The sequence below is a fragment of the Faecalicatena orotica genome (assembly GCF_003149245.1).
Lineage (GTDB): Bacteria > Bacillota > Clostridia > Lachnospirales > Lachnospiraceae > Faecalicatena_A > Faecalicatena_A orotica.
Map to the genome: position 1 here is coordinate 412,695 of NZ_QGDL01000002.1, position 18,738 is coordinate 431,432.

Sequence of the window (18,738 nt, forward strand, 5' to 3'; positions counted from 1 at the left end):
TAGTTTATCGCAGTGAAAGGAAATGTTTTATGTTAAAAGAACCGGGAAAGAAGAAAAAGTGGATTGTACCGACGCTGCTGATCATTGCAGGAATCGGGATATTTGGGAGAACCACGGCCATTTCTGCGATGGAGGCGACTGTCAGCAGGATATTGGGCACTCCGGATGAAGAACAGACCGTGGCGCTTACAGAGGAAGAAGAAAAGCAGCTGGAAGAGGTCAAGAAGACTTACGATACAGCGGGGCAGGCTAAGATCGTTAAAAAACTTGAGGCGAAAAAAGCTAAAAATGAATATACGATAGACAATATGCTGATTCAGTATAATCCGTTTGGTACGAATACACAGTCGGCATATGTCTACTTCAAGACAGAGAATCCCGCGAAGATTACATACACCGTCAGTGTTTCAGACAAAGAAATCAAAGATTTTACGCGTGAGGTTTCTCAGGAAGAGGAATACCAGACAGAGCATGAGTTTCAGGTGATCGGGCTCATTCCAGATATGGAAAATAAAGTAAAGTTCACAATTACGGAAGAAAACGGGATGGTGACAACCCGCTCCTATGCCTATAATATGGGGAGCCTGCTGGGAGACGAGGAAGTGAAGCTTGAGACAGATATTGATGAGAAGGCAGAGGAAGAGCTATCAGATGGATTGTATGTCATACTCGGGAACGATGACTCGCATCTTGATTTCATGTATTATTATGATAATGACGGCATCCTCAGAGGCGAAGTCCCCCTGCTCGGCTACCGGAGCCACAGGATTTTATTTGATGAGAGCGCGATGTACTACAGCATATCAGAATCCAAAATAGCCGCAGTAAACCGGCTGGGACAGGTTGTCTCCGTATATGACCTGGGTGATTACAGCCTGCATCACGATTATGTCTTCGATGATGACGGGAACATCCTGATACTGGCAACCGATAATAAACAGGACAGCGTAGAAGATGTAGTGGTAAAACTGGATATCAGGACCGGCCAGGTGACAGAGGTACTCGATCTCGGCGACCTCCTCGGAAACTATAAAGCCTCCTGTGTGGCAAATGCAGACGGAGACTTAGACTGGATGCACATCAATACGATTCAATGGATGGGATCAGGACAAGTTCTGCTAAGCTCAAGGGAGACATCGACGATACTAAAAGTCAGCAATCTGTATACAGCTCCCCGGCTCGATTACATGATAGGGGCGGACAAGTTCTGGGCCGGTACCGGATACGAAAACCTCCTTTTCACAAAAGACGGCAGCTTCACAATACAGGGCGGACAGCATTCAGTTACATATGTAAAAGACGATACGCTCAAAGAGGGACAATATTATCTCTATATGTTCAATAACAACATCGGCTACAGCGAGACAAGGCCCGGCTTCGACTGGAGCAGCACAGGCCTGACCGAAACAAGCGCAAAAGACGGAAGCACTTCCTACTATTATAAATACCTTGTAGACGAAAACAACAGAACATTCAAACTGGCAGATTCCTTCAAAGTACCATATTCAGGTTATGTAAGCAGTGTACAGGAAATTAGCGGGAATGTACTGGCAGATTCAGGGTTTGCGGGGGAATTCAGAGAATATAACAAAGAACACAAACTAATAGCAAGTTATAAAATGAATGCGGAAAAGTTCATATACCGTGTATATAAATATCAATTTTAAGTCAATTGGGGACGTAGTAAACCTTAAGTATACTACGTCCCCAATTGACTTAAGTGGTGTACCTAATTGACTAATCTGACTTTATCCGCTACAATAGACGTATTGAATTTATAAGAAAAGAGGAGTTTATTATGGCTAATCCAATTGTTACGTTCGAAATGGAAAATGGGGATATTATGAAGGCGGAATTATACCCGGAGATCGCACCGAATACGGTGAAAAACTTTGTATCTCTTGTAAATAAAGGGTTTTATGATGGTCTGATTTTCCACCGTGTTATCAGCGGATTTATGATTCAGGGCGGATGCCCGGACGGGACAGGCATGGGCGGTCCGGGATATACGATTAAGGGTGAGTTTTCACAGAATGCGTTTGCGAATGATCTGGCCCATGAAGCGGGAGTGCTCTCTATGGCACGTGCAATGCATCCGGATTCAGCAGGATCCCAGTTCTTTATTATGCACAAGAATTCTCCGCATCTGGATGGTTCTTATGCAGCATTTGGCAAGATCACGGAGGGGATGGATGTTGTGAATAAGATTGCCGAGACTGCAACGGATTATAGTGATAAGCCGTTAGAGGCACAGGTGATGAAAAAGGTGACTGTCGATACTTTCGGTGAGGATTACGGCGAGCCGGAGAAGGCATAGGAGAAGGAATTACCAATGGAAAAGCGATTACAGAAACCGGCAGTCGTCTGTCTGCTGGCGTTAATCTGCTGTGCGTTATGGGGAAGTGCATTCCCATGCATTAAAGTTGGATATGAGTGGTTTGGAATAGAAGGAACCGGGAGCCAGATTTTATTTGCTGGCTACCGGTTTTTCCTCGCCGGTGTCCTGACTTTTGTGTTTGGATGTATTTTGGAAAGACGGTTCCTGACGATGAAACGTTCTTCTATTCCCTATATCCTCAGACAGGGACTCTTACAGACTACGATACAATATTTCTTCTTTTACGTTGGGCTGGCGAATACGACGGGAACAAAGGGATCAATTATCAATGCATCGAATGCATTTGTCTCCATTGTTGCCGCACATTTTATGATTAAGTCGGAGAAAATGACATGGAAGAAGGGGATCGGGTGTTTGCTGGGACTCGCAGGGGTGGTTGTGATCAATCTGGCTCCGGGGGCATGGGGAACGGGATTTTCGCTCAAAGGTGAAGGTATGGTGTTTATTTGTACTGTTGCCTATGGGGTGAGCACGGTTGTGCTGAAAATCATCTCCAATAAGGAAAGCCCGATGACGATTACTTCTTATCAGATTTTATTCGGAAGTGTACTCCTGATCATAATCGGTCTGGCACTCGGGGGACATGTAGAGGGATTTACCCTGAAATCTACGATCCTCCTGATTTATATGGCACTGATCTCTGCAGTTGCATTCAGCCTTTGGACGCTGCTGCTGAAGTATAACCCGGTGGGCAGGGTGGCGATTTATGGCTTTACGATTCCGGTATTCGGCGTCGTGCTCTCAGCCATTTTCCTCGGGGAACAGTTCGTTTCCCTGAAAAACCTGTCTGCGCTGATACTCGTCAGCGTAGGAATACTGATCGTCAACAGTACGAAGTCCGTAACAAAAAATCACACAGCACCGTCTAAATAGCAGCACTGTGTGACGGAGACAAACAAATATAAGTACTTAGGTAAAGCCGGAAAATCAGTCATAGTAGATTTTCCGGCTTCCGTCTATTGTATTCCCGATTGAAGCCTGTATCCATTCGATGGCGCCGTCTGTATCGCGATCCCGGATAAAGGTCCAGAGCGTATGTGTATTCTCGTAGAGTGCAGGTATCCCGTAGAGGGTACAGAAACGCTCCCAGAGAGTGGAAACCGGCGTGCGGAAGGACTGGAAGATCAGCGGGATCAGTGTATTATGGGAGAGCAGAGCAAATTCATGCTGGAATTCAAAAGCTGCCTGGGAGGCTTCTGTGATAGAATCCGTCTCCCGTATCCGCTCCTTTTTTTCACGGAGGAGTTCCACTTCCTCATCAGAAATCCGGTCAATACATAATTGTGCTGCAAGGGTATCCAGAGCAATCCGGACCTCCAGAATAGAGCGGATTTCTTCGTTGCGCAGACGCCCGCCGTTATATTTCATAATCGCCATCAAAGTATCCAATGTGCCTTTGCGCCGGTAATCGGCTACAAAGGTTCCGATTCTCGGTTTTACGACCAGAAACCCTTTCCGCTCCAGTTCCCCCAGACCCCCGTTTACTACGGCCCGGCTCACCTGCATCATTTCAGCCAGCTGACGCTCGGGCGGAAGCTTTTCCCCGATTTTTAATTTTCCTGACAGAATCAAATGTTCCAACTGTTCCACAAACAAATCCCGAAGTGAGGGTGAACTTATTTTTGAAAATTCCATATGCAGATCTCCAAATTACCGGCATGGTGAAACCCGGTTTTTTATTTGCTATTATAATACATAAAATTCGTTTAAACAAGCTTGGAAACCCAGAAGGATGCAAATGAATACTGTGTACGTTGCTTTGTATACTAAAAGGTATACGCAGTAACAGACAAACTGGCCTTGCCTGACTACGCATAATTGTACCTTGCCAAAAGCCAGTTGATACCGTACAATAGTGGACAGCAGGCATACCTGCGTAGTATAATCAAAAATATTTCCTGTACGGTCAGGCAAGAATGGCCGGGGATGAAAAAATAACGGAGGCACAGCTGATATGGATATGGTCCGATCAGAAAAACTGATTTTTGAATATGAAAAGCGTGATGAAGAAGGCAATGTGACAGGGATGAACCGTGCAGTCGACGGGGTAGACATCCAGATCGCACCGGGGGACTTCGTGGCGATACTTGGACACAATGGTTCCGGAAAATCGACTCTCGCGAAACACATGAATGCGATACTGATCCCTACGGGTGGTACGATGTGGGTGAACGGCAGGGACACGAAGGATCCGGCAGAATTGTGGAACGTCCGTCAGTCTGCAGGGATGGTGTTCCAGAATCCGGATAACCAGATCATTGGCACCGTGGTGGAAGAGGACGTAGGATTCGGTCCAGAAAATCTCGGGGTGCCGACAGAGGAAATCTGGAAACGGGTTGAAGACAGCCTGAAGTCGGTTGGTATGCTGGAGTACCGGACAAATTCGCCGAATAAGCTGTCCGGAGGACAGAAACAGCGTGTTGCAATTGCGGGAGTCATTGCAATGGAGCCGGAATGTATTGTGCTCGATGAGCCAACCGCCATGCTGGACCCGAACGGCCGGAAGGAAGTCATCCGTACCATTCAGGAACTGCGCAGACGCAAGAAGGTCACGGTCATCCTCATCACACACTATATGGAAGAGGTCATTGACGCTGATCAGGTGTATGTCATGGACAGCGGCCATATTGTCATGCATGGCACACCGAAGGAAATCTTCAGTCAGGTAGAAGAGCTTAAAAAGTACAGGCTGGATGTTCCACAGGTGACCATGCTTGCAGAAGAACTGAGAAAAAGAGGCTTGAAGCTCCCGAAAGGAATCCTAAGGACACAGGAGCTGGTGGAGGCATTATGTCAATTAAATTAGAGCACATTAATTATATATACAGCCCCGGAACCGCGTATGAAAAGCAGGCATTAAAGGACGTCAGTCTGGAAATCACGCAGGGGGAATTTGTCGGCATCATCGGGCATACAGGGTCCGGTAAATCTACACTGATCCAGCATTTCAATGGCCTGATGAAAGCAACAGACGGCGTCTTATATTATGAAGGAAAAAATATTTACGACAGCGGATATAACATGAAAGAATTGAGGAATCAGGTCGGACTTGTCTTTCAGTATCCGGAGCACCAGCTTTTTGAAGTTGATGTACTCAGCGATGTCTGTTTCGGGCCGAAGAATCAGGGACTTCCTCCTGAAGAGTGTGAAAAAAGGGCCAAAGAGGCTCTGGAATTAGTCGGTTTTCCGGAGAAATATTATAAACAGTCCCCATTCGAGCTGTCCGGCGGCCAGAAACGTCGTGCAGCGATAGCGGGAGTTCTGGCGATGCGGCCGAAAGTCCTTGTATTGGATGAGCCCACGGCGGGGCTGGATCCCAGAGGCAGGGATGAGATTCTCGATCAGGTTGAATATCTGCACAAAAACACTAACATGACTGTGATTCTCGTATCCCACAGTATGGAAGATATCGCCAGATATGTTGACCGGATCATTGTCATGAACCACGGCGAAAAGATGCTGGATGACATTCCGAAAAGGGTGTTTGCACATTACAAAGAACTGGAAGAAGTAGGACTTGCAGCACCACAGGTGACATACATCATGCACGCTTTGAAGGCCCTCGGGCTGGATGTGCATACTGATGCAACAACTGTGGAGGAAGCGGCAGAAGAAATTATGAGGAGTTTGCATGATTAGAGATATTACAATCGGACAGTATTATCCGGCAAAAAGTGTCATTCACAGATTGGACCCAAGGGTGAAGATCGTCTGTACCCTTCTGTTTCTAATCTCTCTGTTTTTGCAGAGCAGCATTCTGGGGTATGTGATTGCAACAGCATTTCTCGGGGGTGTTATCTGCATGAGCAGAGTACCGTTTAAGTACATTGTAAAGGGACTTAAGCCCATTATAATGCTCCTTCTGATTACGGTGCTGTTCAATCTGTTCCTGACAAGAGAAGGGAACGAACTCGTTCACGTATGGATCTTCCGCATCACAGATAAAGGGCTTAATGTAGCAGTATACATGGCTATCAGGCTGACTTACCTGATCATGGGTTCCTCCATTATGACATTTACGACGACCCCAAATTCCCTGACAGACGGGATCGAAAAGCTGCTTCACCCTCTGAATAAGATCAGGGTCCCGGTACATGAAGTCGCGATGATCATGTCCATCGCCCTGCGGTTTATCCCCATTTTGCTGGAAGAGACAGACAAGATTATGAAAGCACAGATTGCGCGCGGGGCTGATCTGGAGAGTGGAAATATCATACAGAAGGCGAAGGCGATGATACCGATTCTCGTGCCGCTGTTTGTATCCGCATTCCGGAGGGCCAACGATCTGGCAATGGCAATGGAAGCACGCTGTTACCGGGGCGGAGACGGCAGGACGAAGATGAAGCCCCTTGTTTATCAGGGCAGAGACCGCATGGCTTATGCGGCTACGCTGATTTATGTAGTGCTCGTGTTCTGCATTGGGCGTTATGTCCCCTTCCATCTGTGGATTTTCTAGAAAACGTTGAATGAGCGGAAAAATAATAAAAACTGAAAGTGAAGCTATGAGAAGAATCAAACTTACGGTAGCCTATGACGGCACAAATTACTGCGGCTGGCAGATACAGCCAAACGGAATTACGATAGAAGAAGTATTGAATAAGAAATTATCCAAACTGACAGGGGAGGACATACGGATCATCGGGGCAAGCCGTACCGATTCGGGAGTGCATGCGCTCGGAAACGTGGCGGTATTTGATTCTGAAACCGGCATCCCGCCGGAACGTCTGGCCTACGCGCTGAACCAGAGGCTTCCAGACGATATCGTAATAACGAAATCTGAAGAGGTCCCTTTAGACTGGCATCCGCGTTACTGTAACTGCACAAAGACATATGAGTACCATATTCTGAATGCAAAGATCCAGGACCCGACAAGAAGACTGACGAGGTACTTCGTATCCTATCATCTGGATCTGGAGAAAATGCGCAGGGCGGCGGGATATCTTATAGGAACACACGATTTCGCAAGTTTCTGTAATGTGAGAACGAACGTGGAAGATACCGTGCGCACGATTTATGAGCTGAGTGTGATCGAAGAGAAAGATGAGATCACGATCCGCATCAGGGGAAACGGGTTTTTGTACAATATGGTGAGGATCATCGTGGGGACACTTTTACGTGTCGGAAGGAACTTCTATACACCTGAGCAGGTGGAAGACATATTAGAAGCAAAGGACCGTCAGGCGGCAGGGGTCACTGCGCCGCCGCATGGACTGATGCTAGTGGGTATTGAATATGAATAAAAAAGAACCGGAGCTTTCTGGTTCTTTTTTTAATGTGCCTGACTCAAGACGTATATATCCGGGAATGCAACGTAATGATGTATGCAGATTCCGTTTTCCTACTATTCTATAATCTAAATTACAAATGTTATCTGAAAATACTTTCATAATTTTTGAAAAGTGCACAAAAAAGAAAAGATTTTTTATTTATATTCAACGAAAAAGAAATTTTTTCCTAAAAAGTATTGTAATTTACGGATCGAATGATATGATGAAAATAAGTTACAACGAAACATTAAAAAAACAGAGAAAACAGAAGGAAAACAAAAGGATTCAAAAAGGAGGAAAACATGATGAAACCAGAAGAGTTAAAAGAAGCATTGAAAGGTATTTGCGCGATTGCAGTAACACCAATGACAGAAGAACGGCAGGTTGATTATGAGGGGATGAAAAAACATATTCGTTTTCTGAAGAGCAAGGGGATCAGCCGTGATAATCACTGTACACTGGTTGTCGGCGGAAGTACCGGTGAGTGCGGGGCGCTTACGATTCCAGAGAGAAAGAGGCTTATTGAGACTGCAGTTGCAGAGGCGGGGGAAGAACTGCCGATCATAGCAGGCTGTAACCACAGCAATATTGAAGACGTAAAAGATCTGATTTCTCATGCAGAACAGGCCGGCGCAGCCGGAGTAATGGTGCTTTCTCCTTATTATTACGTACCGACAGATGAAGCTGTCTTAAGATTCTATAAAGAGATTTCCAAAGGTACGAATATTGGAATCTTACTATATAACAACCTTGAGGTTACACATAAAGATGTACCGCTTGAAGTAATGGAGCAGTTGGTTGGCGCGTCAAATGTAGTAGGCATTAAAGAATGTACACCAAACTTTGCAAAGATGGAAAAGGTGGCGCGTAAAATCGGAGATAAGATCACGGTTATTAATGGACATGGGGAGTTTCTTGAACCATTTGCGGCGATTGCAGGTACAGCAGGTTTTATTTCCAGTACATCTAATTTTGCACCTGAAATTGCAGTGGAGATGTGGAAAGCCAGAAGTGTGGGGGATTATGTAAAAGCGAAGGCTATCCGAGACAGACTTACCCCGTATCTTGATCTGGCCGCTTCCGAGAGTGCGACAGGCGGTGAACCGGTAGTGCTTGCAATATTGAAACGGGCAGCTACACTTGTAGGTTCTAATTGTGGACCGGGCAGGATACCACTTCCGGAGATTGATGAAGTACTGGATGCCAAAATTAAGAGGATGCTGGAGGAAGTAGGATTAGTATAAAATAGAAATGAGGGAATATTTATGAAAAAGAGAATACTGGCATTGCTAGTTTGTGCTGCAATGGTTATTTCTATGACTGCATGCGGCGGATCATCAGACAAGAAGGCGGAAAAAGAAGAAGGCGGTTCTAAAGACGGCAAGACAGAATTAACTTTATTAAGACTGGGCGACCTGACAAAAGCAGAACCTATTTTCAAGCCGATTGTTGAAAGTTTTGAACAGGAGAATCCGGGTGTTAAGGTCAACTTTGAGGCGATGGCATGGGCAGAGGCTACAACAAAACTGAAACTTCTCGGTGCACAGGGCGATTTACCGGATGTGACATTTACAAATATAGCAAATGGATGGGATCTGGCTTCGGAAGGATATTTGATGGATTTGTCCGATATGCTGGCATCAGATGAAACAATGAGTGCTGAATTACCGCAGTCTGTTATTGATATTGCAACTACAGAAGATGGAAAGATGTACTGGGTACCCGCGGCTACAGGCGCTTTCGGACTCTGGTACAATAAAGATTTATATAAGCAGGCAGGACTCGACCCTGAAACGCCTCCGAAGACGGTGGAGGATATGGTGTCCTATGCCAAAACCATTACTGAGAAGACAGGCGTTCCCGGGTTAGGCTGGGGGATATCTGCAACAGAAGATTTCGCAAACGTAGTAGAAAGCTTTTATTCCAGCTATACAGGTACAGATATTTGGAGCGACAAGGACAAGTGTTTTACATTTGAAAAGGACGATAAGAACCGTAAGTTATTTGCAGAGGCTTTGGACGAATTAGCTGCCATTACAAACGATTATGGAATCACACAGGCGAATGTGATCGAATACAACCCTTATGCAATCAGGACGTTATTCAGAGACGGTGAAGTTGGTATGTATCTTGATGGTGTGTGGGCAGTGAAAGAACTGCTGGACGAGCTGAATAAAGGCGAAGAAAGTAAGTTTAATACAGGATTGTTCCCGGAAGGTCCGGCCGGTTCACATCCGATCATGGGCTGTGATGGCTGGGCAATTCCGGAGGCCTGCAAGAATAAGGATGAGGCGTGGAAACTGATCCAGCACCTGATGTCTTCCGATAACCAGACGAGACATGCTTCTCAGTGGGGGCTGCTTCCAATACTCGAATCAGAGAAAGGAAAGGAAGAGTTCTCAGGTGAATACTGGAATGCATTGGTAGAGCAGGAGCAGACAGTTGCTTCCAGACCGAAGGATAAAAATGTAGCCATGATTGAACAGGCAGTTGCAGACGGAGCGCAGGCAGCAGCTACGAGAAAGATGAGTGCCAACGAGGCGATTGATTATATGATTGAAACTGTAAACTCAAATTACAGCGATTAGTTATTTTATGATGGGCAGGATAACTGCCCATCAGTTTTAATAACATTTTTGGAAGGTGGCAGGTATATGAAACCAAAGAAAAAAAGAAATAAGCTGCCTTATATTTATCTGATACCGGCAGTTGTTATCATTGTTGCAATTTTCGCGATCCCCCTTTTCAATTTGTTATGGTATTCTTTTGCCAAGGTAGATTTGATCGGTAATTTCCGAGGATGGGTCGGGCTGAAAAACTATGAATACCTGCTCACCCCGGCGTTTGGAAAAACGTTGGTCAGGACTCTGATCTGGGTAGTATGCGGTATCGCCGGAATCTTTTTAGTGGGGACGACACTGGCGCTGGCCCTTAATAAACCGATACCGGGAAGAGGTTTTTTCCGTACAGTTGTTATTATTCCCTGGGTCATACCGCATGTGTTCGCAGGCACGATGTGGAGCTGGGTGCTGAATTCTTCAAATGGGATTGTAAATACCATTCTTCTGAGTCTGGGGATTATAAATCAGCCGATTAGTTTTCTGGGGGCGGACCTTGCACTTGCTACGGTTATTTTTATCAGAATCTGGAAAGGTGTACCGTTCCTTGTTATGAGCCTCTTGTCTGCACTACAGACGATACCTTCTGAAGTGGAAGAGGCTGCAAGGCTTGATGGTGCTCTTGGTCTGAAATATTTTTGGCACATTACACTTCCGCTTTTGAAACCGGTCATGATTATGAGCGGTACCATTTTGATGGCGTGGTCATTCACGATCTTTGATCTGGTATATGTCATAACAGGAGGCGGTCCTTTAAATGTAACGGAACTGTTGAGTATTACCATATACAAAAAGGCATTTATCAATTCTGACTTAGGCGGTGCGGCGGCTATAGCAATCTTTACAATGATATTCGTGTCTATTATAGCATTCTTCCTTATGAGACATAACGCGAAGGAGGAGAATTAGATGATGAATATAAAGAAGCGTAAAAAGATAAAAAACTATGTCATCCGGTATTTTATTATAATTATGTGGGTAATCATTGCCCTTCTTCCAATTTATACAGCGGTAATGACTTCTTTAACCCCATTTGAAAAACTGGGAGAAAAAATGTTGTATCCGAAGTACTTTCACTGGCAGAATTATGTGGAACTGGCCGGACAGACGCCGATGTGGGAGTACTTAAAGGCTTCCGTCATTTATGCCCTCGGTACCAGTATCTTTACAATAGTGATTTCAATTCTGGCAGCGTACGCGTTATCCAGATTTAAATTTAAATTCAGGGTAGCGTTTATGATGCTGATCGTCGCTATCCAGGTTATTCCACAGATCGTAATAGTAACGCCATTATATGGAATCTCTAATTCCACAGGTCTGTATGATACGTACATTGTTGTAATTCTGGCGATGGTGGCGTCTGCAATAGCAAATCCAATCCTATTGCTGAAAGGATTTTTCGATAGTATTTCAGTAAATCTGGAGGAGGCTGCGGCGGTTGACGGATGTACGAAAGTAATGGCGCTTGTGAAAATAATTTTACCGATTTCATTGCCGGCAGTGACAACTGCATTCGCGTTATCCTTCTTTACGGGGTGGGATGCCTATTTGTATCCAATGATTCTGACATCCTCGGCTGGGAAAGTTTCTATGACAGTCGGGTTATCCAGAATGGTTGATATTGTAACACCTTGGAACTGGATTATGGCAGGAACTGTGCTGGCTATCGTTCCACCAATCCTGATCTATCTGATGGCGCAGAAATATCTGATTGGGGGCCTGACGGCTGGCAGCGATAAATAGTGGCTATTGTGTGGAGTCGTGTTTATATGTAATCAGGGAAAGAGAATAACAAAAAGGAGAGGAAAATATGGATGGAACAGGGATTTTAAAGATTGGTGTCAGCAGGTTCCTATATGGAAAAGGTGTGATTCAACAACTGCCGGACGAGATTTTGAGGTATGGAAGCAAGGCATTTATGGTTGGGGGGAAGACCACACTGCCCTTAGTCAGAGGTCTGGTAGATACACAGATGAGGGAGAAAAAGATTGCAGTGGTCTGGGTAATCATGGATGAACCAAATTCTGTTGATTTTGCAAAAAGGCTGGCAGCAGATGCAGGTAAAGAGAAGGCAGAGGTTATCGTAGCAATTGGCGGCGGTAAATGTATGGACCTGTGTAAAGTATTTTCAGATCTGGCCGGCCTGCCGCTTATAACAGTGCCGACATCTGTAGCTACATGTGCAGGGGCATCGGCTGTAAGTATTATGTATACAAAAGAAGAGGGGCGTTATGACTGTTCGATTCCGAAAGAAAAAGAAGTGGATTCCGTACTTGCAGATCTGGATATTATCGGGAAATCTCCGAAGCGGCTTTTTGCTTCCGGAATCATGGACTCAATAGCGAAGCTTCCCGAAATCGTAAATGGCAGAAAAGAGATGGATTACCCCGAGGTTACGATCTATAAATATATGGCATATACGAACTCCAGATTTATATATAAGTTTTTAACGGAAAACGGATTAAAGGTGTACCAGAACCCAGAGGCAGATGAGAGACTCCTCACGGACCTGGTGCTCATAAATCTGATTATTACATCTATGGTGAGCGGCTTCTCCAGTGGTTCCGATCAGCTTGCGGTTGCGCACGGGCTGTATGACGGGACGCGGATGTTCTTCCCGGAAGAATCAAAAGGGGCGCTTCACGGAGAGATTGTGGCAGTAGGGATTTTGATGCAGATGCGCTTTAATGGGGACCCGGAGGAGGAATACCAGAATATCCTTTCCATGATGAAAGAAATGAATATGCCTACAAAACTGAAGGATATAGGGGTCGAACCGACGGAAGGAAACGTGGCAAAACTAAGGGAATATAATATTATGAAAAATAATATTGTACATGAAGATGACCTGAAGCGGTTAAACCTTGCTTTTCAGGAAATTATCTGACATTAGAATATCATAATCGCTCAGGGAGGAATTTATATGGGAAACAAAATATTGGATGCGGTCAGAGGCGGCCTGATCGTTTCCTGTCAGGCATTAGAAGATGAACCTCTGCACAGTTCTTTTATTATGCAGAGGATGGCTGTTGCAGCTATGCAGGGAGGTGCGGCAGGAATTCGCGCCAATACGGTCGAAGATATCGTTCAAATTAAAGAAGTGGTAGATCTTCCTGTGATCGGGATTATAAAAAAAGTATACGGCGATTCAGATGTTTTCATTACACCTACTATGAAAGAGATTGATCAGTTAATGGTGATTCGTCCTGAGATTGTTGCACTCGACGGCACAGACAGAAGGAGACCCGGTAATATCAGTCTGGAAGATTTCTTTAAAGAAGTCAGGGAAAAATACAAAGACCAGTTATTTATGGCGGACTGTTCTACGCTGGAAGAAGGGGTTAGGGCAGCAGAATTAGGATTTGACCTTATCGGGACTACTTTGAGGGGGTATACAGAGTATACAAAGGATGTCCGCCTCCCGGATCTTGAGATGATGAGGACGCTGGTAGAAAAGGTAGAAAAACCGGTTATAGCAGAGGGAGGCATCTGGACGCCCAGGCAGTTGAAAGCCGCATTAGATACGGGTGTTCTGGCTGCGGTAGTAGGAACGGCAATTACGCGGCCGATGGAAATTACGAAAAAATTTGTCGAGGTTTTATAAAGAGATAGCGGATCAGAATAAAAATTTATGAATAAAGTTGTTGTGCTGCACTGAGAACAGGGGTTAAAATGAGATTAAAACTTATGCGTTAAGCAAGATCATATGGGAGAGGTAGAAATATGAGCCAGGATAACTTTACAATGCAGATACGCTCGGCATATCCTCATTTAACAAAGGCGGAGAAAAAAGTTGCAGATTACATACTGGAGAAAGCTTCTGAAGTTCTGTACATGTCGATTACAGATCTGGCTGATGCGTGCAAAGTCGGGGAAACGACAGTATTTCGTTTTTGTAAAAGCTTGAAACTGCAGGGGTATCAGGAATTTAAGATTCAGCTCTCCCTTAGTATTCAGGATGAAGACAGGAATAAAGGCCAGGAAATTCTGACAGAAAACGTCAGTATGGAAGACAGCTTTCAGGTTATGTCCCAAAAACTTCTGAATTCGAATGTCAGTGTGCTTATGGAAACGCAGGCTCTGCTCGATTACGGGAAAATAGAAGAACTTACAGACAAGCTGATTCAGGCACGGAGGATCTTCTTCTTTGGTGTGGGGGCGAGCCAGATTATGGCGATGATGTCGGCAAATAAGTTCCTGAGGATTGTCAATAAAGTTTACTGCTATACAGATTCACACATGCAGACGATGGTGGCATCTACACTGACAGAGGATGATGTGGCAATCGTAATCTCTTACTCCGGTTCAACAAAAGATTCGATTTTAATTGCCAAACTGGCAAAGGCGGCAGGAGCCTATGTAGCAGATATTACAAGATTTGCAAAATCACCTCTTACGAATTATGCGGATGTTGTTTTACTGTGCGGCGCAAATGAGGGCCCCCTGCAGGGGGGCTCAACAACGGCTGTGATGAGCCAGATGTATATCATGGAGGTTGTTTATATCGAATACTATCGAAAAACATATGAATCCAGCTATGAGTATAATCAGAAAACTGCACAGTCTATCATAGATAAAATGTATTAGCAAACTGTGCCGGATACAAAAGAAGCCTCGAAGTAGACAACAGGATATTTTGAGGCATTTTTTGTATACCCGGATTTAGGAGGGATACAGTGAAAATTCTAGTTTGTATTAAACAGGTTCCCGGAACAACTTCTGTAGAAATCGATCCTGAGACGGGTGTCCTGAAGAGGGATGGCGTAGAATCAAAAATGAACCCATTTGATCTCTATGCGGTCGAACAGGCGCTTATCCTGCAGGAAAAGTACGGTGGAAATGTAGATGTAATTACAATGGGACCAGCCCAGGCAAAGGCGGTTCTCGAGGAAGCTATTTATATGGGGGCTGACAGAGGAATTTTGATCAGTGACCGGAAATTTGCCGGGGCTGATGTTGTTGCAACCAGTTATACACTCTCTCAGGGGATCAAAAAGGCAGGACAGTATGACCTGATTCTCTGCGGGAAGCAGACAACAGATGGAGATACAGCCCAGGTCGGACCGGAAACAGCGGAGTTCCTTGATATGGAGCATGTAACAAATGTAAAGGAGATATCAGCAGTCGAAGGTTATGAGGTTCTGGTGACGGAAAATCAAGAAAATTGTTTTAGAAAAATCCGTCTGAAAACGCCTTGCCTCCTGACAATTGAAAAAGATGTAAACTCTCCCAGACTGCCTTCTTATAAACGAAAGACGGAAATGAAAAACCCGGATATAGTTGAATTGTCGCTCTCAGATTTTGAGGATGTAAATGAAGAAAATTATGGGCTGCTGGGTTCTCCGACTCAGGTAGAGCGAATTTTCCCTCCCGAGAAGAATGAATCCAGACAGTTATTTGAAGGTCCGGGCAGGGAGCTTGGTGACCGGATATTTGAGATTTTGAAACTGAAGAAGTTTGTAGTTTAGGTGGATAACGGTTTTGCAAAGACTCAGGAGGATAAGATATGGGAGTTTTAAAAGTGCATCAGGACCGGGTAAATGAAGAAACGGCGGAGGAAATGTGCAAAATGTGCCCTTTCCATGCGATCACATATGAAGGTAAAAAGCTGGAAATCGGGGCCGGATGCCGGATGTGTAAAGCGTGTGTAAAGAAGGGGAGTTCAGGTGTCATTACATATGAGGAATTTCAGAGGCCGGAGATAGACAAAGATGCGTGGAAAGGAATTGTAGTATATGCTGAATGGGAGGATGACCGTATTCATCCTGTGACATTTGAACTGATCGGAAAGGCACGGGAGCTGGCGGAGGTAAACAGGCAGCCGGTATCGGTCCTTCTGATTGGGGACAAGCTGGGAAAAGCGGGGGAGGAACTCAGACATTACGGGGTTGACTGCATTTATACTTATGAGGATCAGAGATTCCTCGAATTTAAAGCATCTCTTTATGCCAATATTGTAGAGAACTTTGTGGAAAAAGTCCACCCATCAGTCATGCTGTTTGGAGCAACGATAAAAGGCAGGTCGCTGGCACCACGGATTGCGGCCAGATTCAGGACAGGACTGACAGCCGACTGTACATCGCTTGAAATGAAAAGCAACACAGATCTTGTACAGATCCGACCAGCCTTCGGAGGGAATATCATGGCGCAGATAAATACACCAAACTCCCGCCCGCAGCTATGTACCGTCCGGTACAAAGTGTTCACCGCGCCTGAGCGAAATGAGGGCGCAGATGGCATCATCAAGAGTATGGATATTCCGGAAGAGAAGATGAAATCAGGAATAGAAGTACTTCACAGAGTTGAAAAACCCAGAGAGGTTGATCTTGCAGAGGCAGAGACAATTATAGCAGTCGGCCGGGGAATCCGGACCCAGAGTGACCTTCTCATGGTGAAAGAGCTTGCGGGCCTGCTGAATGCACAGGTGGCATGTACAAGACCACTGATTGAAGCAGGATGGTTTGATGCCAGACATCAGATCGGATTAAGCGGGAGGACCGTAAAGCCGAAACTGCTGATAACTCTGGGCATTTCAGGTTCTGTTCAATTTGTCGCGGGAATGAGGGCGGCAGAGTGTATCATTGCGGTGAATACGGATAAGCATGCAGGTATTTTTGATGTAGCCCATTACGGATTTGCAGGAGATCTGTATGAAGTGCTCCCGGTATTACTGAGACAATTGAAAGGCGGTGCGAAATGAAGTTAAACGAGGAACAGCTCATTTATTTAAAAAGGCTGATAGAGCCAGCAAGAATACAGACAGGAAAAGAGATCGGAGAAGACTACAGTCATGATGAGCTGGGAGGTATCACCGCGTATCCGGATGTTCTTATAAAAGTGATATCGACAGAAGAAGTTTCAAAAATCATGACATATGCATATAAACAGGATATTCCCGTTGTAGTCAGGGGCGCAGGGACCGGACTTGTAGGTGCGGCAGTAGCCGTATGCGGGGGGATCATGATCGAGACAACCTTGATGAATCATGTGCTAGAACTGGATGAAGAGAATCTCACAGTGACGGTTGAACCCGGTGTCCTTTTGATGGAACTGGCACAGTTTGCAGAGGAACACAGTTTTCTGTATCCGCCTGATCCAGGGGAAAAGTCGGCGACTATAGGGGGAAATATAAGTACAAACGCCGGAGGAATGAGGGCGGTGAAGTATGGTGTTACAAGAGATTATGTAAGAGGACTGACGGTGGTGCTTCCCAATGGGAAAGTAGAGAAATTTGGCGGCAAAATAGTAAAGAATAGTTCGGGGTACAGCTTAAAAGATCTGATCGTCGGCTCGGAGGGTACGCTTGGTATCATTACAGAGGCGATTTTGAAATTAGTGCCTTTACCAAACAAAAGTGTAAGTTTACTGGTTCCCTATGAAAAAATAGAAGATGCGATCGAAACAGTACCAAAGATTATCAAATTAAAAACGACTCCCACGGCTATTGAATTTATGGAGAGAAATGTCCTGCTTTTTGCGGAAGAATTTCTGGGAAGAAAGTTTCCGGATACAAAAAGTGAAGCTTACCTTCTGCTTACATTCGACGGTAGTTCTTCTGTGCAGGTTGAGTCAGAATACGAGACAGTAGCACAGTATTGTCTGGAGCATGGAGCCAGAGATGTCTTTATTGTAGACACGCCGGAGCGCAGAGACGCGGTATGGTCTGCAAGGGGGGCTTTTCTAGAAGCGATCAAAGCATCAACTACGGAGATGGATGAGTGTGATGTGGTGGTGCCGAGAAATTGTGTGGCCGAATTTATACTATTTACCCACAGCCTTTCTAAGAAATTCAATATCAGGATTCCCAGTTTCGGGCATGCGGGAGACGGCAACCTGCATATCTATATCTGCCGGGACCGGCTTGCAGAACAAGAGTGGAAATGTACTTTGTCAGAAGTTTTCGCGGAAATGTACGAAAAGGCGTTAAAACTGGGAGGAGCGGTTTCGGGCGAACACGGCGTCGGATATGCGAAGAAAAAATATCTCAGGAAACAGGTGGGAGATGAACAGATACGGCTGATGCGGGAGATAAAACGCGTATTCGATCCAAAAGGACTGCTCAACCCACAGAAAGTAATCTGAGGGTAAAAAACGTAAATAAATATTCGTGAATTCCAAAACTGAACCCTGTATGCAAGACTAAATCCCACGTACCATTAAAAAACGTACTGATTTAAAGAAATTTTTCATCACATTTGCGCCATTACGTGCTAAAATAAATATGAATTTATAAGAAACTCCATAAACCGGGTACAGCAAACAGACCTCTGGGAGATCGACTTGCAAGACTAACTCCTACAGGTCGGACATGATGATGTGAAAGTTGTCCGGGATATGGTGGCTTGTATTTTTATCGTTTAATGCTTAAGCAGCTTCGGGCTTAGTACCACATCATCAGGTGCTATGTACTGAAGCTGCAGTGCTTTCAGCACTTCTTCATCAAACATTTTAAACG

At 45.0% G+C, this 18,738-nt stretch carries 18 protein-coding genes; 17 read left to right on the forward strand and 1 reads right to left on the reverse strand.

What is annotated here, in order from left to right; genetic code table 11:
* Positions 1-29: 29 nt before the first annotated feature.
* From A8806_RS05700 to A8806_RS05710, 3 genes are all read left to right on the forward strand, one after another.
* Positions 30-1,667: an aryl-sulfate sulfotransferase gene (locus A8806_RS05700; protein ID WP_242995958.1), complete on the forward strand. Its 1,638-nt coding sequence runs from the start codon at positions 30-32 to the stop codon at positions 1,665-1,667.
* 131 nt (positions 1,668-1,798) lie between these two features.
* Positions 1,799-2,317, forward strand: a complete 519-nt coding sequence (locus A8806_RS05705) for a peptidylprolyl isomerase (RefSeq protein ID WP_109730205.1) — start codon at positions 1,799-1,801, stop codon at positions 2,315-2,317.
* A 15-nt stretch (positions 2,318-2,332) separates the two neighbouring features.
* Positions 2,333-3,271 carry a DMT family transporter gene (locus A8806_RS05710; RefSeq protein WP_109730206.1) on the forward strand — a complete coding sequence of 313 codons (939 nt, stop codon included), beginning with the start codon at positions 2,333-2,335 and terminating at the stop codon, positions 3,269-3,271.
* Positions 3,272-3,325: 54 nt separating this feature from the next.
* On the opposite strand, the gene A8806_RS05715 is transcribed toward A8806_RS05710, so the two are convergent.
* On the reverse strand, positions 3,326-4,033 hold the full coding sequence (locus A8806_RS05715) for a FadR/GntR family transcriptional regulator (RefSeq protein ID WP_109730207.1): 708 nt from the start codon (positions 4,031-4,033) through the stop codon (positions 3,326-3,328).
* Positions 4,034-4,352: 319 nt separating this feature from the next.
* On the opposite strand from A8806_RS05715, the gene A8806_RS05720 reads away from it, so the two are divergent.
* From A8806_RS05720 to A8806_RS05785, 14 genes are all read left to right on the forward strand, one after another.
* Complete coding sequence (locus tag A8806_RS05720; protein WP_109730208.1) at positions 4,353-5,204, forward strand: energy-coupling factor transporter ATPase; 852 nt, start codon at positions 4,353-4,355, stop codon at positions 5,202-5,204.
* Positions 5,189-6,037 carry an energy-coupling factor transporter ATPase gene (locus A8806_RS05725; protein WP_109730209.1) on the forward strand — a complete coding sequence of 283 codons (849 nt, stop codon included), beginning with the start codon at positions 5,189-5,191 and terminating at the stop codon, positions 6,035-6,037. Before A8806_RS05720 ends, A8806_RS05725 begins: the two co-directional genes overlap by 16 nt.
* Positions 6,030-6,854, forward strand: a complete 825-nt coding sequence (locus A8806_RS05730) for an energy-coupling factor transporter transmembrane component T family protein (RefSeq protein ID WP_109730210.1) — start codon at positions 6,030-6,032, stop codon at positions 6,852-6,854. Before A8806_RS05725 ends, A8806_RS05730 begins: the two co-directional genes overlap by 8 nt.
* 46 nt (positions 6,855-6,900) lie before the next feature.
* Entirely contained in the window at positions 6,901-7,638 is a 738-nt protein-coding gene (gene truA / locus A8806_RS05735) for a tRNA pseudouridine(38-40) synthase TruA (protein ID WP_109730248.1), read from the forward strand.
* Positions 7,639-7,967: 329 nt separating this feature from the next.
* Positions 7,968-8,909 carry a dihydrodipicolinate synthase family protein gene (locus tag A8806_RS05740; RefSeq protein WP_109730211.1) on the forward strand — a complete coding sequence of 314 codons (942 nt, stop codon included), beginning with the start codon at positions 7,968-7,970 and terminating at the stop codon, positions 8,907-8,909.
* Between the two features lie 21 nt (positions 8,910-8,930).
* The gene (locus tag A8806_RS05745; RefSeq protein ID WP_109730212.1) at positions 8,931-10,253 is read left to right on the forward strand and encodes an ABC transporter substrate-binding protein; all 1,323 of its coding nucleotides are present in this window, start codon (positions 8,931-8,933) and stop codon (positions 10,251-10,253) included.
* Positions 10,254-10,319: 66 nt separating this feature from the next.
* Complete coding sequence (locus A8806_RS05750; protein ID WP_109730213.1) at positions 10,320-11,192, forward strand: carbohydrate ABC transporter permease; 873 nt, start codon at positions 10,320-10,322, stop codon at positions 11,190-11,192.
* Entirely contained in the window at positions 11,193-12,026 is an 834-nt protein-coding gene (locus A8806_RS05755; protein WP_109730214.1) for a carbohydrate ABC transporter permease, read from the forward strand. It abuts the gene before it with no gap.
* Positions 12,027-12,093: 67 nt separating this feature from the next.
* Positions 12,094-13,170, forward strand: coding sequence for an iron-containing alcohol dehydrogenase (locus tag A8806_RS05760; protein ID WP_109730215.1), 1,077 nt, complete (start codon positions 12,094-12,096; stop codon positions 13,168-13,170).
* A gap of 36 nt (positions 13,171-13,206) precedes the next feature.
* Positions 13,207-13,887 carry an N-acetylmannosamine-6-phosphate 2-epimerase gene (locus A8806_RS05765; RefSeq protein WP_109730216.1) on the forward strand — a complete coding sequence of 227 codons (681 nt, stop codon included), beginning with the start codon at positions 13,207-13,209 and terminating at the stop codon, positions 13,885-13,887.
* Between the two features lie 119 nt (positions 13,888-14,006).
* Positions 14,007-14,870: a MurR/RpiR family transcriptional regulator gene (locus A8806_RS05770; protein ID WP_109730217.1), complete on the forward strand. Its 864-nt coding sequence runs from the start codon at positions 14,007-14,009 to the stop codon at positions 14,868-14,870.
* Positions 14,871-14,959: 89 nt separating this feature from the next.
* On the forward strand, positions 14,960-15,751 hold the full coding sequence (locus A8806_RS05775) for an electron transfer flavoprotein subunit beta/FixA family protein (protein ID WP_109730218.1): 792 nt from the start codon (positions 14,960-14,962) through the stop codon (positions 15,749-15,751).
* Positions 15,752-15,789: 38 nt separating this feature from the next.
* A complete protein-coding gene (locus A8806_RS05780; RefSeq protein ID WP_109730219.1) occupies positions 15,790-16,983 on the forward strand; it encodes an electron transfer flavoprotein subunit alpha/FixB family protein in 1,194 nt (397 codons plus the stop codon).
* The gene (locus A8806_RS05785; RefSeq protein WP_109730220.1) at positions 16,980-18,365 is read left to right on the forward strand and encodes an FAD-binding oxidoreductase; all 1,386 of its coding nucleotides are present in this window, start codon (positions 16,980-16,982) and stop codon (positions 18,363-18,365) included. Before A8806_RS05780 ends, A8806_RS05785 begins: the two co-directional genes overlap by 4 nt.
* The last annotated feature ends 373 nt before the right edge of the window (positions 18,366-18,738 follow it).